This window comes from Burkholderia sp. BCC0405 (assembly GCF_902833075.1).
Classification (GTDB): domain Bacteria; phylum Pseudomonadota; class Gammaproteobacteria; order Burkholderiales; family Burkholderiaceae; genus Burkholderia.
Genome location: NZ_CADFEO010000009.1, coordinates 227,980 through 242,757, shown reverse-complemented (window position 1 = coordinate 242,757; position 14,778 = coordinate 227,980). Strand labels below are relative to the sequence as shown.

The window sequence follows — 14,778 nt, the reverse complement described above, 5'->3', positions numbered from 1 at the left end:
GTCGCCTGTCCAATGAACCCGCCACACCGCTTCATGCCCTATCGCCTCATCGCATTCGACTTCGACGGCACGCTCGCCGATTCGCTCGACAGCTTTCTCGCGGCGCTGTCGGAAGCGTCGCGCATGCACGGCTTTCGCGACGCCACGCCCGAATTGCGCCCGGCGCTGCGCGGCATGTCGGCGCGCGATATCGTTCGCGCGCTCGACGTGCCGATGTGGAAAGTGCCGCGCGTGACGATCGACATGCGCCGCCTGATGCGGCCGCGCGTCGCCCAAGTGGCGTTGTTCCCCGGCGTCGGCGAAACGTTCGACGCGCTCGCCGCGCGCGGCATCCGCATTGCGATCGCCACGTCGAATACCGAGGAGATCGTGCGCGACCGGCTCGGCCCGCGTGCCAGCAGCCGCGTCGAGCATTTCGCATGCGGCATTCCGCTGTTCGGCAAGGCGCGTCGCCTGCGCGCGCTCGTTCGTGAGGCGGGCGTGCGCGCCGATGAAGTACTGTATGTCGGCGATGAAATCCGCGACGCCGATGCGGCACGACGCGCACGCATCGCATTCCAGGGTGTCGCGTGGGGCTACACCGCACCGGACGCGTTGCAGGCGCATTGCGCGACACCGTTGCTGCCCCGTCTCGACGCATTGCTCGATCGCGTGTGACGCACCCGTGCGCTTCGTGCGCACGGCTCGACCCGCCGCTCGACGCGCACGACACCCCGGCACGACCATGACTTGCGGACGACACCCACGTGCATCCCGCACACCCCATGCACGCAAGAATTGCCGCCATCGCACACGCAACAGGTACGCAATACCGGTCGTCACGCTTGCTCGGCGATTCGTCTTACCAACCGTTACACAAACCACAGCGCGGTTGCACCTGCGGCCGGATCGCTCTCCTAGAATCGGTCGGGCCGGGCAACACGTCGACCGGCGCCGCGGCAGAGCGGCGGTCGAATCCGGCCCGGGCGCGCCCGGTCTCTCGCACAGCGACGGATCACGCGATCCGTTTTTCAACCCGAGCCCCGATCGAAAGGAGGTCCCATGAACCGCTTTCCCCGCATCTCGCGCCTTGCCTTGTCTGCCGCCGGCCTGCTTCTCGTCGCCGTGACGGCGACCGCGCAAACCGCACAACCGGCACCGAACGCACCGGCCGCCGCCGCGACGCGCATCCACGAAGCCGACCAGGCCTTCATCACGGACGGCACGAAAACCGTGTCGACGCAGCACGACGCGGCGCGCATCGCCGATTCGCGCACGTCGGACAGCCAGGTCAAGGCGTTCGCGCAACGCGTGTCGACCGACGATGAAAAGATCATCCAGGCCATGCGCGCGGCGAGCCCGCGCGGCGTCGACGTGCCGGCCAACGACCCCGACACGGCCGCGCTGGACAGCATCAAGAACCTGCGCGGCGCCGAGTTCGACAAGGCGTATATCGAGCAGGTCGCGCTCGCCGGCCAGCAGAAGGCCATCTCGGCATTCCAGGCCGAAATCGCGTCGGGCCGCGACACGAAGCTGAAGGAAGTCGCCCGCCAGTCGCTGCCGATCCTGCAGAAGCACTACGCCGACGCGCAGAAGCTCGCGGAACGCCACCACCTCGCATCGGCGCAGTAACGCGCCCGCTACGCCGCGCCGTCGTGCGCGGCGCACTGCTTCCCCTGTCGTCGCGTCGCCGCTTCCCTTCCGGCGGCGCGACGCGCGTCAAGCGTCACGCTTCACACGTTACGTCGCGAGCTTCGCCAGCAGCCGCGCGCGCACCTCCGGCCATTCGTCGTCGATGATGCTGAAGCGCACCGAATTGCGCTTGCGGCCATCCGGCATGATCCGTTCGTGCCGCACGATACCTTCCTGCTTCGCACCGAGCCGCAGGATCGCCGCGCGCGATTGCTCGTTCAGTTCGTCGGTCGTGAACTGCACGCGCACGCATTGCAGCACGTCGAACGCATAGCCCAGCAACAACCATTTCGCTTCGGTGTTCGCGCGCGTGCGCTGCGCCGATGCGCTCAGCCACGTATGGCCGATCTCGAGCTTGCGGTTCTGGCGATCGATCTTCCAGAAACGCGTGCTGCCGATCACGCGGCCCGATGCGCGATCGACGATCGTGAACGGCATCACGGTGCCGGCGGCGCGGCCCTGCAGTGCGGTGTCGAGATAGGCGTCGATCGTCTCGGGGCCCGGCACGACCGTGACCTTCAGGTTCCACAACTGGCCGTCCGCCGCAGCGTCCAGCAGCGCCTGCCGGTCGGACGAGGCGAGCGGCCTCAGTTCGACGCGTTCGCCGGTCAGGATCGGTTGTTCGAGGGAAGCGGAAGCATCGGTCATGAGGGGTTCCGGAAAGAGACGGCGATGGCGGCAAAACGCCCATCATACGGCCGCGTCAGCCGAGGAGCGCGGCCAGCCGGCGGCGGATCGCCTTCGCCTCGCTGCGCAGTGCGTCGGCGAACGCATCGACGAGCAGGCTCTTCGGCCGGTGCGCAGGCACGATCACGCTGACCCGGTACGGAAACGACCGCGTGAGCGGCCGCACGTGCAGGTCGCGCCCGACGAAATCGAGCGCGGTCAGCGGATTGACGATCGCGGCGCCGAGCCCCTGCCGCACGAACGCGCACACCGACACGGCCGACGGCGTTTCGACGACCGAGCGCGGCGCCACGCCGAGTTGCGCGAACGCCTCGTCGATCAGAATGCGGTACGGATCGTTCAGCGACAGGCTCACGAACGGGCGATCGGCGAGATCCGGCAGATCGATCGCATCCTGCGCGAGCAGCGGATGGCCGTCGGGCAGCACGCACACTTCGTCGACCTCGAGCAGCGGCGTGAGCACGGTGCCGGCCGGCGCGACGTCGTGCTCGGTCAGCCCGAGGTCGTAACGCTGCGCGGTCAGCCACTCTTCGAGCACCGGCGATTCCTGCGTCGCAACCGACACGCTGACGCCCGCGTGGGCCTCGTGAAAACGCCGGCACGCGCCGGGCAGGATCGCGTGCGAGAACGCCGGCAGCGCGATCACCGACAGCTGACCGTCACGAAACTCGCGCAGGCGCGCGGCGGTTGCCGCGACGCGTTCAAGCCCCACATACGCAAGCCGCACGTCGTCGAACAGCGTGAGCGCGGCCATCGTCGGCCGCAGCCGGCCATGCGCGCGCTCGAACAGCGCGAAGCCGACGACCTGCTCCATGCGCGCAAGCTCGCGGCTGATCGTCGGTTGCGACGTATAGAGCATCTCGGCCGCGCGCGTCGTGCTGCCGGTGACCATCAGCGCGCGAAAGACCTCGATATGGCGGTGCGTGAGCATGATCTTCTATATCAGATATGAATCGAATGTTGATAAACAGGCATTTTACTGTATAGGCAATCAGGCGCATCATTCACCCTATCCGTTCATTCGACCCGATTCATCCGCCATGTCCCTCGATTCCCGCCAGCTCGCGACGCTCGCGCAGCAATACGGCACCCCGCTGTGGGTGTACGACGCCGACGTCATTCGCGACCGCATCGCCCAACTGCGTCAGTTCGACGTGATCCGCTATGCGCAGAAGGCGAACTCGAACGTCCATATCCTGAAGCTGATGCGTGAGGAGGGCGCGTGCGTCGATGCCGTGTCGCTCGGCGAGATCGAGCGCAGCCTCGCTGCCGGGTTCAGCCCTGCCGGCGAGCCGGAAGGCGTCGTGTTCACGGCCGACCTGATCGACCGCCCGACGCTCGCGGCCGTGCTGAAGCACGGCGTGACCGTGAACGCCGGCTCGCTCGACATGCTCGCGCGCATCGGCGAGCACGCGCCCGGCCACCGCGTGTGGCTGCGCGTCAACCCCGGGTTCGGCCACGGCCACAGCAACAAGACCAACACCGGCGGCCCGCAGAGCAAGCACGGCATCTGGATCGACGACGTGCCGCGCGCGATCGAGATCGTGCGCCGGTACGGGCTGAAGCTCGTCGGCATCCACATGCATATCGGTTCCGGCGTCGACTACGGCCACCTGTCGCAGGTGTGCGATGCGATGGTCGATCTCGTCACGTCGCTGGGCCATGACATCGACGCGATCTCGGCCGGCGGCGGCCTGTCGATTCCGTATCGCGACGGCGAGCCGCGCGTCGACGTCGGCCACTACTTCAGCCAGTGGGACGCCGCTCGCAAGCGGATCGAACGGCATCTCGGCCACCCGGTGCGCATCGAGATCGAACCGGGCCGCTTCCTCGTCGCCGAAGCCGGCACGCTCGTCACCGAAGTGCAGGCCGTCAACCGCCGGCCGAAGCACGATTTCGTGCTGATCGACGCGGGCTTCAACGACCTGATGCGCCCGTCGATGTACGGCAGCTACCACGCGGTGTCGGTGCACACGCACGAAGGCGCGCTGCCGGCCAGCCGGCCGCTCGTCGATCTCGCGATCGCGGGGCCGCTGTGCGAATCGGGCGACGTGTTTACGCAGGACGCGGGGGGCGTGGTCACGCACCGCAAGCTGGCGCAGCCGCAGATCGGCGACCTGCTGTTCCTGCATGATGCTGGCGCGTACGGCGCGTCGATGTCATCGAACTACAACAGCCGGCCGCTCGCGCCGGAAGTGCTCGTCGATCGCGGTGCGCCGCGGCTGATCCGCCGCCGGCAGACGATCGACGAATTGCTCGCGCTCGAAACGTTCGAGTAACGCGCTTTCGTCGATACGAAAGCCAACGGCCAGGCTTGCCGCTACCGGCAGCCTGGCCGTTTTGCTTTTCGGCGCACGGCCAGCCATATGGCGGCATGTGCACCGACGCGTCAGCCCGCCCGCCGCACGGGCGCCATCTTCGAAAAGTACTTCGCGCCCGCCACGCAGCCGACCACGACGACCGTCACGACGACCATCGACGGCGGCACCGTCTCGTGCAGCAGCCCGGCCGCCAGCAGGAAGCCGAAGAACGGCTGCAGCAGCTGCAACTGACCGACGCCTGCGATCCCGCCGAGCGCGAGCCCGCGATACCAGAACACGAAGCCGATCAGCATGCTGAACAGCGACACGTACGCGAGCCCCCACAGCGCGGCGGCAGCGACGCCGTCGAACGACGCGGGCCGGGTGAACCACGTGAGCGGCAACATCAGCGGCAGCGACAGCACGAGCGCCCACGAGATCACCTGCCAGCCGCCGAGATCGCGCGACAGGCGCGCGCCTTCCGCATAGCCGAGCCCGCACGCGACGATCGCGGCCAGCATCAACGCATCGCCGACCACCGACGCGTGGCCGCCATTGCGCAACGCAAACGCGGCCACCGCACCGCTGCCGACGATCGAGAAGATCCAGAACGGCAGCCGCGGCCGTTCGCCGCCGCGCCATACGCCGAACAGCGCGGTCGCAAGCGGCAGCAACCCGACGAACACGATCGCGTGCGCCGATGTCACGTGCTTCAGCGCGAGTGCCGTCAGCAACGGAAAGCCGATCACGACCCCGAGCGCGACGATGGCGAGCGACACGGCCTCGGCGCGCGTCGGCCGCCGCTGCTTGAGCACGACGAGCAGCAGCAGGCCGAGCGCGCCGGCGATCGTCGCGCGCGCAAAGGTGAGGAACAGCGGGTCGAGCCCCTGCACCGCGATACGCGTCGCGGGCAGCGAGCCACTGAAGATGATCACGCCCAGCAGGCCGCTGAGCCATCCGTCGGTCGTCTTTTGCACGGGAAATCCTGAACGGGGAAAGTGGATCACCGATGATCCGCCGCCCGCGAAAACCGCGTAAGCTACGGCCCAATACAATTCGGACAAACTGTACTGAACAATCGGCCGTACAGTTCTTTCTTCGTCATGAGCCAGACCGCCCCGCTTCCCGTTCCGCCCACGCAGTCGCGCACGCGCGTGGAAACCGTGATGGATACGTTGCGCGCCCGAATCGCGAGCCGCGCGCTGGTGTCCGGCGCGCGCGTACCGTCGATCCGGATGATGGCGGACGCGCTCGGCGTGTCGAAATCGACCGTCGTCGATGCATACGAGCGGCTTGCGAGCGAAGGCGTGCTGGTCTCGCGGCGCGGCTCGGGTTTCTATGTGTCGGGGCACGCGCCACCGCTCGCGCTCGCCGATCTCGGCCCGCGGCTCGATCGCGGGCTCGATCCGCTGTGGCTGTCGCGCCAGTCGCTCGAGGCAGCGCCCACCTCGGTGAAGCCCGGTTGCGGATGGCTGCCGCCGTCGTGGCTGCCGGACGAGAGCCTGCGCCGCGCGCTGCGCGCCGCGTCGCGCGACGAATCCGACGCGCTGACCGACTACGCGACGCCGCTCGGCCTGCCCGCGATGCGCCAGCAGCTCGCATGGCGGCTCGCGCAGCACGGCGTCCAGGCCGAACCCGCGCAGATCATGCTGACCGACGGCGGCTCGCACGCGCTCGACCTCGTCTGCCGCCTGCTGCTGGAGCCGGGCGACACGGTCGTGCTCGACGATCCGTGTTACTTCAACTTCCAGGCGCTGCTGCGCGCGCACCGTGCGCGGATCGTCAGCGTCCCGTACACGCCGAACGGCCCCGATCTCGCGCGCTTCGAGCAGGTGCTCGCCGAGCACCGGCCGCGCCTGTACATCACCAACGCGGCGCTGCACAACCCGACCGGCGCGACGCTCGCGGCGCCTGTCGCGCACCGGCTGCTGACGCTTGCGGCCGGGCACGGTCTGCTGATCGTCGAGGACGACATCTTCGCGGATTTCGAGAGCACGCCCGCGCCTCGCCTCGCGGCCTTCGACGGGCTGTCGCGGGTCGTGTCGATCGGCAGCTTTTCGAAGACGCTGTCGGCCGCGATCCGTTGCGGCTACGTCGCCGCGCGCCCGGAATGGATCGAGGCGCTCGTCGACCTGAAGCTCGCAACGTCGTTCGGCCATGGGCAGATCGGCGCGAACGTCGTACACCGGCTGCTCGTCGACGGCACGTACCGGCGCCACGTCGACAGCCTGCGCGCGCGCCTCGCGGACGCGATGGGCGAAACGCTCCGGCGTCTCACACGCGCCGGGCTGAAGATCTGGACGGAGCCGCGCGGCGGCCTGTTCGTATGGGCGGAGTTGCCCGACGGGCTCGACGCCGCGCGTGTCGCGCGCCATGCGCTGGACCACGATGTGGTGCTCGCGCCCGGCAACGTGTTCAGCGCGTCGCACGGCGCGACGTCGTACCTGCGTTTCAACGTGTCGCGCTGCAAGGGGCCGGCGGTGTTCGATGCGCTGGCGCGGGCGATGGAGGTCGTGCGTGTCGAAGAACGCAGCGGCATGCAGGCGGATGCGGGCGGGCGTGTCCCCGCTCGGGAACACTGAAACCCAGCAATTAGGCAAACAATTACAAAATGGATCGGTACATTTTTCGACGACAGGATTCTGTGGTGACATTTCTTGCACGCGCGATATGCATCGCGATCTGGTCCTGCCTCGCGTTTTCGATGCCATCCACGGCTTGTACGGTTTCCGAAGACATGCTTGACAGCGTCCCGCTCAATTCCGACGCGATCCCTAACGAGGATCGCGTCAAGATTACAGAGATGGTCATTCGCGCGCGCCAATGGCCCGGCGCCGAAATTCGAGGCATCGTCACCGCCGGAGCCTACATCGGGGAAGTCAATCCACAGGGGCTGGCGCTGCGGCGAGCGGCACACCTGAAGGAATTCCTGATACAACTCGGTGTGAAGAGTGAGAACATCTGGTCGGATACCCACATCATCTCGACACCGTATCCGAAAGACAGCGCCGGTTACGAAGGCTATCTTCAGATCGGTCTGACACTGGTGCCGCTTTGCAACGATGGATGTCGGCACTTGTGCGGCGATCCGCGCATCACGCCGACATCCAGAGCACTTCGCTGACGCAGCCCGCCGCTAAACGACCCCGCAATCGCGTCGTATCAGCGACGGCGTGACCCGAGAGCCTCTCGCGCCGCCTGCGCCGCCCGCATCACACCTCCCCCGCGTGCGCCCTCGCCCGCACTTCCGCGAACGACGTATCGACGAGCAGCCGCCCCGTATCGAACACCGTTTCGAGCGCGTCCTCCCATTCGCCTTCCAGCATCCGGTCGTCCCATGCGGCGGGCAGCGTCGTCGTCCGATACTCGCCGGTGCGGAAACTGCGCAGCAGCGTGAGCCGCCCCTTCTTCGAGCGCTTGCCCTGATCGGTGACCGGATCCTTGCAGACGTCGTGCCACACGCCGCCGCGCCGGATCGCCGAGCACTTCATCGCGAAACGCTGCGTATCGCGGTTCACCTGCTGCAGCAGCGCGCCGCCCATGCCGAACACGACGTTGCCGGCCGCATAACCCGCGTCGTCGAGCGCGGAGAGAATCGCATCGATCGACAGCTCGTCGACACCATCGCCCTGGATCACCCGCACGCGATTCAGCACGCGCCGCCCCTTGCCGTTCACGGTCGAGCCGAACGATGCGTCGAGCGCACGCACGATCTGCAGCACGATCGACACCGGGTCGCCCGAATCGGGACGCACGACCAGTGTCGCGCCCGAATCGAGCACGGCCTGCCGAAGCTCGCCGCCCCACAGATCGAGCGCGGCGAATAGATCGTAGGAGTCCGACACGACCGACACGATCGCACCAGGCAGGCCAAAGCGGCGAATCATGTTCCGGTACGCATCGGCTTCGTGCTCGCGGCCCCACGACGTGATCGTGCTGTGCTCGGCCGCCGGCACCGAGTACGCGGCCATCGGCTCGCGATAGAAGCGGTTCGCGGCCAGCACGCCGAGCACCGTGTCCGAACCCATGAAGTTCACGAGGTGCGCCGCGCCGCCGATCGCGGCCGACTCCGCGCTCGATACGCCGCGTGCGCCGAAGTCGTGCAGCTTGAACGGCAGTTGCGCAAGATCGTCGTCGGTCTTCTCGAGGAAGCGGCGGATCGTCTGCCGCAGGTGCCAGCTGCGCGTCGCGACCGTCACCGGATACCACACGCGCAGCAGCATCGTCTCGAGATACGACGCGAGCCAGAACACCTGCGGGTCGTCGCATTCGACCGTCATCAGCACGTTGTGCACCGGCACGACCGAGCCCTCGGGCACCGCGCGGATCTTCACCGGCAGGTAGCCGTCGTAGCGTTCGACGATGTAGCGCCAGCCCGCTTCGTTGAACGGCTCGCCGTGCACCGCGAAGAAGTCGCGCGCCTCGTCGATCATCGCGTGCGTGATCGGCTTGCACAGATATTCCTTCAGCAGCATCTGCAGGCCGAAGAACACCGTGCGGTCGTAACGGCCGCCGCGCGATTCGACGTACGAGAACATCGCCGACGCGTCGGGCGGATATTGCAGGAAGTGGGAAGCCTTGTACGAATCCGTGTTGAGGATCGGATTGGCGAGAACCGCGGCAAAGCCGCCGAGATCGTTTTGCATGGCTAGAGCTCCTCTAGGCCGTTGAAGTGCCGCCGCGTCTGTCGCGGCGGACGGAATGCGGGGAATCAGCGGATCACAGCTTCCCCAGGAAGTGATACGCGATGTCGAAGTGATCCTCGAACATCACGTTGCGCATCTGCGCGAATTCGTTGAGCGGCACCCAGCGCGCCTTGTCGGCGTCGTCGCTGCCCTTCACGCGCGGCAGCTCGCCGGTCGGGAAGTTGAACAGGCACGCGTGCGTGATCGTGCGGCCGCGCAGCGAACGCGTCGGGTGGTCGAATACCTGGCGATCCTTGATCGAGCCGCGCAGCACGGGCTCCGGCAGCTTCAGGCCGGTTTCTTCACGCAGCTCGCGGATACAGGCCGCGTCGAGCCGCTCGTCCTGGTTCACGAACCCGCCCGGCAGCGCCCACAGGCCGCGGCCCGGTTCGCTGCGGCGGCGCACGAGCAGGATATGGCCCGAATGCACGACCACCGCGTCGACCGTCACGAACGTGACGGGATAAGGCGCGGCCGCCCACGCCTTGCGATACCCGGCGATGAATTCGGCTTCCGACTTCAGCTGCGCGAATTCCGGCTGCGTGCGGAAACGCTCGAGCCAGCCGAACACGGGTTCCGGCACGGCCCACTGCACGAAGCTGTTCGGGCGTTCGGCGAAATACTGGTCGCGGATCTCGGTGGCGGAAATGTCTTCCGTCGCGTCGACATCGACGAGCTCCCATTGCGGGAACATCCGCAGGTAATACGACGTGGCGTCCTTCTCGTGGCCGATCAGCCCGACCTTGCGCTGCGCGATATCGCCGAGCGCGGACGCGACCGCGTCCTGCACCCAGCGCACCCAGTCGCCATCGTTGTAGGTCGAATCCTGCAACGGCGCGATCGTGACGCGGTCGCGCTCGGACGCATCGAGCAGCGAAGCCAGCATCTGGCGACGCTCGTCGAACGAGAACGGATCCTTGATGGTGCGGGGCTTGTCGGTCGATCCGATCAGCACGCACACGCGCTCGGCCCGGCTCAGTGCCGACTTCAGCACGTTCAGGTGACCACGATGCGGGGGCTGGAAACGACCAATGAAAACGAGCGCGTCGAAGCGCCGGTTCTGTTGCGTACTCATGAGGCTCCCTCAAGAGAGTGAAACGCTTCGGGTCTTTCCCGAAGGGTTGAGACGAATCCTAGGGGAAATCCCGGGGGGCGTCAATCGAACCCATCCTCGACTTGACGAAGTCTGAAACAATGCGTGTTATTGGCGGGTTACACTCGATTTCATCCCAATCCGCGCCATGGCGCCCGCCATCATGAGGATCTCAGTCAGCCGGACCGTCGGCGTCGATCGCAGACGCCTCTTCACGTGGTCGCAGGATTACGCGCGGCGGCTCGTGTGGGACAGCTTCCTCGCCGACGCCTATCTGCTCGACGGCATGACGGCCGGCGTCGGCGTTGACGCGTTCTGCCGCAGCCAGTCGGGCGCGACGATGGTGTCACGCTACATCTCGTACCGTCCGCCGCAGGTCGCCGCCGTCGAGATGGTCGACGGGCCGAAAGTGCTCGAGCGCTTCAGCGGCAGTTGGAACTTCACCGAGCACACGCCCGGCACGACCGAGGTGAAATTCACGTACCACTTCCGCGCCCAGCCGGCCTGGCTGCGCTGGCTGCTCGAACCGCTGATCGGCGCGTTCTATCTCGTGGAGACGCGCCGGCGTCTCGATTCGTTCAAGCGCTGGGCCGAAGCCGAAGCGCTGCCGCACTGACCGTCGCTGCCGCGGGGCACGCGCCCGCACGGCCCTGCGTGTCCGCGCCACCTCTTCCCAACTGGGTTCGAACGCGCCACCGCCGCGCCGTCGGGCATTCGCCGCGCATTTGCCAGATTCGCCGAACCCGGGGAAACTACGGGCGGCCGTCGCCCTGACGGCGCGCCCCGACCGAGAGAACGGGGCATTCCTCCCCGAAACGGCTGCGACACGAACCTGATCCGATGAGCCTGATATCCCGATTCTTTGGCCGCAACGAAGCACCCGAAAACTCCGTTGCGCTGGTCGCGGCACCGGACGTCGAGAATCCGCTGAGCGTGACGGTCGTCTTCGACGGCCCGCTGAAAGTCGACGTCGCCGCGCTGACGGCTGCGCTGCGCGCGTACCACCCGAGCATGAAGCAGGCGCGCGTCGAGACCGAGCCGACGCTGGAGCAGATATTCGGGCTCGCCGGCTGGGGCAACCATGTCGTCCGGCTCGTCGGCTTCGACGCGCCCTATCCGTCCGAGGCGCTGGAAGCGTGTGTCGCGCCGGCCCACTACGGGCAGGACCTGAAGCAGCAGGTGCGAGCAAGTCGCAGCCACGTGATCCTCTACTACGCCGGGCACGAAGCGAATCCGCTCGACCAGTATGTCGCGCTGGCGGCCGTCGCCGGCGCGCTCGCCGAACAGAACGGCCTCGCGGTGCTGAACGAGCACGCGCACACGTCGCTGCCGGCCGGCGTCTTCAATGCGAAGGAACTCGGCGAGGAAAGCCTCGAAGTGCTGCGGGATATCCCGCTCAACCTGTTCTTCTGCGGTTTCGTGAAATACGAAGTCGAAGGCGTCGACGGCGTGTGGATGCGCACCTATGGCGCCGACGTGTTCGGCCTGCCCGATTTCGCCGCGCTCGCGGAAGGCCATCACGAGGGCGAACGTTACTCGGGCATCTTCAACAACGTGATGCATTACCTGCTGGAAAGCGGCGCGCGCATGCAGGCAGGCGAAACGATGCAGATCGGCACGGAGACGTTCATGAAGCTGCGCGAACCGCTCGAGCACGAGTACTACCTGCAGGGGCCGGCGCCCGTCCTGGTGGCCGAGCTGATTTCGGCGGACCAAATCAATCGCTGATTTCAACCCGTCGCATCTTGCTGCACGGCGCACGGGTTCAAGACTTCGCGAACCGCGTGCGCCGCTGCGTCAGCTGACGGCGGCGCGACGTTGCACAGCGTGTCGTCGTTCCGGTTCGACCGGTAGCGGGAGCGTCGCGGCGTTCGCGGCGGCCCAGCCCTAACGTGCGCCGCCCCCGCGCAACGGGAACGTTTCCGCCCCCGCATCGCGGCGCAACGTGACCTCCGTACCGGTCAGCCATCCTGACGATTTCAGGATCGGTCGCGCGATCGCGTACAGGCGGTCGGCGCTCGTACCGTAGAAGTACAGGTAACCGTCGTTGCCGTCGCGATGCACTTCGGTCTCGCCCAGTTCGCCGGCGCCTGCCTGCTTCACCGCGCGATCCAGCCGTTGCTCCAGCGCGAGAAGGCGCGCGTTGTCCCTGTCGTAGTAATCGAAGTGAACCATCACGACCGGGCCGGGCGGCTTCGGCGGTACATCGGCGGCGGCATTGCCCGCCAGCAGCGCCCAGCCAAGCCACGCGGCAAATCGGATTCCGTTACGCATATCGGTCAAGAGAGTGACATGCCCGCTCACGTCGCCGCGCCGCCGCGCGCAACCTGCTGCCGGACTTGTGCCTGCGTGCCGAGCGCGGCGGCGATCGCATCGACGGCATCGGCCGCACGCGCCGCGCCGCACATGAACGCGTCGACGGCCGCGAAGCGATGCTCGGGCCACGTATGGATCGTGATGTGCGATTCGGCGAGCAGCACGACGCCCGTCACGCCATGCTCACCGCCGAAATGATGGAAATGCGCGCCGATCACGCGTGCGCCCGCCTGCCGTGCCGCTTCGACGAGAAGCGCCTCGAGGCGCGCGGCGTCGCGCAGCAGCGCCGCGTCGATGCCGGCCAGGTCGGCCAGCACGTGCGCACCGAACGCCGCGCGCGGTGGCGCGATCTCGTCGCGCGCGGTCATTTGTGCGACCCGTACGACGAGTAGCCGCTGCGGGCCGACGAACTGCCCCAGCCGCTGCCGCCCGAACCGCTGCCGCCGATCGATGCGCAGCTGAACAGCGTGACGACGATCAGGCCGTAGATGCCGTAGAGGATGTACCGGATCACGCGCTGCCCCCGTCCGACGCAAAGCTCCTCCACAGCCATTCAGGCAGCCACAGCACCAGCAGGCCGATCAGCACGTAGACGGAGCGGCCGCTGAACGAGAATAGCGAGCCCATGTTCAGGATCAAGAGCAGCGCGCTGAACACGAGCGGCAGCGGCGCGAAACTGTGCGGGCCTTTCCGGCCGAACAGGCCCGTCGACGCAGCGGCGCCCGTTGCCGCCGCGGCCGTCGCGAGCGCCGGCGTGCCGAAGCGTTCGGCAAGCGTGCTGCCCGACAGCGGCCGCGCGCGCGACCAGACGATCTCCGCGTCGCTGCGCTCGCGCGTCAGCTTGTCCTTCTGCCAGCCGTAGTCGACGATCGACGTGCGATCGCCCACCTGCACTCGCCAGTTGAACGCACCGACCACGTAGACGACTTCCGAATCGTATTCCTCGCGCAGGCGGTAGGTCTTGCCGCCGTCGGTCACGTCGGACTCGCCGCCGATCGTCGGCCATTGGTCGAGCACCTGCACGCGTTCCCAGCGTCCTTCGCTCTGCACGAGCCACAGGAACCCGCGCTTCGGGTTCAGCAACAGGTATTCGTCCCACGTCTCTTCGTCGTCCGGCACGCGGCAACGCATCATCCCGATCACCGTGTACTTCACGCCGTCGAACGTGCCGATCGCGCCGAGCTCCAGCGCACCCTTCACCGCGTCGAGCTTGCGCTGCGCCGCGAACACGGTCTGCTGCTCGGCCGTGCACTGCACGCCCGCATGGCAACTGCCGCACACCACGTAGTCGGCGACGTTCGGCGCATACGACAGCGGCGCGCCGCAGCTCGGGCACGCGAACGGCACCATCTCCGCGCCGCGCTTCTCGCGCGTATCGTTTTCGGTATCGCGCAGCCCGGTGAATGCGAGCGCATCGAATTCGAGCGCTTCGCCCGTATAGACGGCCGGACTCCCGCCGTTCGAATCGGCGTCGGAATAGTCGTAGGTCGCGAACGCGTTGCCGGTGCGCAGGTCGACGACGCGCGCCTCCCAGCCGGCATCGACGCGGAACGGCAGCTCGCCGTCGCCGCCCGTGCAGCGCGCGGTGCGCACGTCCGACACGAGAAACGCGCGGCCGCCGTGGTCGATCCGCATGCCCGGTTCCAGCGTGCCGAACGCAGGCCACGCGCCGCCGGACGCGTCGTCGGGCTCGCGCACCGTGACCGCATACTGGCCGGACGCATCCGACAGCCAGCCGAACGTGCCGTCGTCGAACACGACATACCACTCGCTCCACGCGCCGGCGTCGTAGGTCATCTGGATGCGCCCGAGCACCGTGAACGTACGCTTGCCGTAGCGGCCGGCCGTGCCGATCTGGATCGGCGACGCATCGTCGAGCACCGTGGCGAGTTCGCCGATACGTTCGACGTCGGTGCCGCGCTTGAGCAGCGTGCTGCGACAGGACGCGCAGACGGCCATCACCGCCGCAGCCGAGCGAAACTCGACCGGCGCGCCGCACTGGGGGCACGAGGTACTGAACATGCGC

At 67.4% G+C, this 14,778-nt stretch carries 16 protein-coding genes; 7 read left to right on the top strand and 9 right to left on the bottom strand.

Translation table 11 applies throughout. The annotated features are described in order from the left end of the window. Positions 1-33 precede the first annotated feature (33 nt). Positions 34-657 (top strand): HAD hydrolase-like protein, encoded by a 624-nt coding sequence (locus tag HWX36_RS17520; protein WP_175953300.1) that lies wholly within the window; start codon positions 34-36, stop codon positions 655-657. A gap of 384 nt (positions 658-1,041) precedes the next feature. Further along, positions 1,042-1,611: a DUF4142 domain-containing protein gene (locus tag HWX36_RS17515; protein WP_175953299.1), complete on the top strand. Its 570-nt coding sequence runs from the start codon at positions 1,042-1,044 to the stop codon at positions 1,609-1,611. Between the two features lie 108 nt (positions 1,612-1,719). On the opposite strand, the gene HWX36_RS17510 is transcribed toward HWX36_RS17515, so the two are convergent. Both HWX36_RS17510 and HWX36_RS17505 read right to left on the bottom strand, forming a co-directional pair. Next, complete coding sequence (locus HWX36_RS17510; RefSeq protein WP_175953298.1) at positions 1,720-2,319, bottom strand: GNAT family protein; 600 nt, start codon at positions 2,317-2,319, stop codon at positions 1,720-1,722. Positions 2,320-2,374: 55 nt separating this feature from the next. Continuing rightward, positions 2,375-3,289 (bottom strand): LysR family transcriptional regulator, encoded by a 915-nt coding sequence (locus HWX36_RS17505; protein WP_175953297.1) that lies wholly within the window; start codon positions 3,287-3,289, stop codon positions 2,375-2,377. A gap of 109 nt (positions 3,290-3,398) precedes the next feature. Between HWX36_RS17505 and lysA the strand changes: the two genes are divergently transcribed. Beyond that, positions 3,399-4,637, top strand: a complete 1,239-nt coding sequence (gene lysA, locus HWX36_RS17500) for a diaminopimelate decarboxylase (RefSeq protein WP_175953296.1) — start codon at positions 3,399-3,401, stop codon at positions 4,635-4,637. Between the two features lie 110 nt (positions 4,638-4,747). On the opposite strand, the gene HWX36_RS17495 is transcribed toward lysA, so the two are convergent. Then, positions 4,748-5,635 carry a DMT family transporter gene (locus tag HWX36_RS17495; protein ID WP_175953295.1) on the bottom strand — a complete coding sequence of 296 codons (888 nt, stop codon included), beginning with the start codon at positions 5,633-5,635 and terminating at the stop codon, positions 4,748-4,750. 126 nt (positions 5,636-5,761) lie between these two features. On the opposite strand from HWX36_RS17495, the gene HWX36_RS17490 reads away from it, so the two are divergent. Both HWX36_RS17490 and HWX36_RS17485 read left to right on the top strand, forming a co-directional pair. Next, complete coding sequence (locus tag HWX36_RS17490) at positions 5,762-7,240, top strand: PLP-dependent aminotransferase family protein (RefSeq protein ID WP_175953294.1); 1,479 nt, start codon at positions 5,762-5,764, stop codon at positions 7,238-7,240. A 65-nt stretch (positions 7,241-7,305) separates the two neighbouring features. Next, entirely contained in the window at positions 7,306-7,782 is a 477-nt protein-coding gene (locus tag HWX36_RS17485; RefSeq protein ID WP_175953293.1) for a hypothetical protein, read from the top strand. Between the two features lie 88 nt (positions 7,783-7,870). On the opposite strand, the gene HWX36_RS17480 is transcribed toward HWX36_RS17485, so the two are convergent. Both HWX36_RS17480 and HWX36_RS17475 read right to left on the bottom strand, forming a co-directional pair. Next, positions 7,871-9,304 (bottom strand): nicotinate phosphoribosyltransferase, encoded by a 1,434-nt coding sequence (locus HWX36_RS17480; protein WP_175953292.1) that lies wholly within the window; start codon positions 9,302-9,304, stop codon positions 7,871-7,873. 73 nt (positions 9,305-9,377) lie between these two features. Then, the gene (locus tag HWX36_RS17475) at positions 9,378-10,418 is read right to left on the bottom strand and encodes a bifunctional nicotinamide-nucleotide adenylyltransferase/Nudix hydroxylase (protein ID WP_175953291.1); all 1,041 of its coding nucleotides are present in this window, start codon (positions 10,416-10,418) and stop codon (positions 9,378-9,380) included. A gap of 181 nt (positions 10,419-10,599) precedes the next feature. Here HWX36_RS17475 and HWX36_RS17470 point away from each other — a divergent pair, with 181 nt between their 5' ends. Together HWX36_RS17470 and HWX36_RS17465 are read left to right on the top strand one after the other, a co-directional pair. Next, positions 10,600-11,052, top strand: coding sequence for an SRPBCC family protein (locus HWX36_RS17470; protein ID WP_175953290.1), 453 nt, complete (start codon positions 10,600-10,602; stop codon positions 11,050-11,052). 224 nt (positions 11,053-11,276) lie between these two features. Further along, complete coding sequence (locus HWX36_RS17465) at positions 11,277-12,164, top strand: DUF4261 domain-containing protein (protein WP_175953289.1); 888 nt, start codon at positions 11,277-11,279, stop codon at positions 12,162-12,164. A 159-nt stretch (positions 12,165-12,323) separates the two neighbouring features. Here HWX36_RS17465 and HWX36_RS17460 read toward each other — a convergent pair whose 3' ends face one another. The 4 genes from HWX36_RS17460 to HWX36_RS17445 are packed head-to-tail and all read right to left on the bottom strand — an operon-like array spanning position 12,324 to position 14,774. Further along, positions 12,324-12,710 (bottom strand): hypothetical protein, encoded by a 387-nt coding sequence (locus HWX36_RS17460; RefSeq protein WP_175953288.1) that lies wholly within the window; start codon positions 12,708-12,710, stop codon positions 12,324-12,326. 26 nt (positions 12,711-12,736) lie between these two features. After that, a complete protein-coding gene (speD, locus tag HWX36_RS17455; protein ID WP_175953287.1) occupies positions 12,737-13,120 on the bottom strand; it encodes an adenosylmethionine decarboxylase in 384 nt (127 codons plus the stop codon). Continuing rightward, positions 13,117-13,266, bottom strand: a complete 150-nt coding sequence (locus HWX36_RS17450; protein WP_155291822.1) for a hypothetical protein — start codon at positions 13,264-13,266, stop codon at positions 13,117-13,119. The genes speD and HWX36_RS17450 overlap by 4 nt, the downstream gene beginning before the upstream one ends. Continuing rightward, the gene (locus tag HWX36_RS17445; RefSeq protein WP_175953286.1) at positions 13,263-14,774 is read right to left on the bottom strand and encodes a DUF4178 domain-containing protein; all 1,512 of its coding nucleotides are present in this window, start codon (positions 14,772-14,774) and stop codon (positions 13,263-13,265) included. The genes HWX36_RS17450 and HWX36_RS17445 overlap by 4 nt, the downstream gene beginning before the upstream one ends. Between the last annotated feature and the right edge of the window lie 4 nt (positions 14,775-14,778).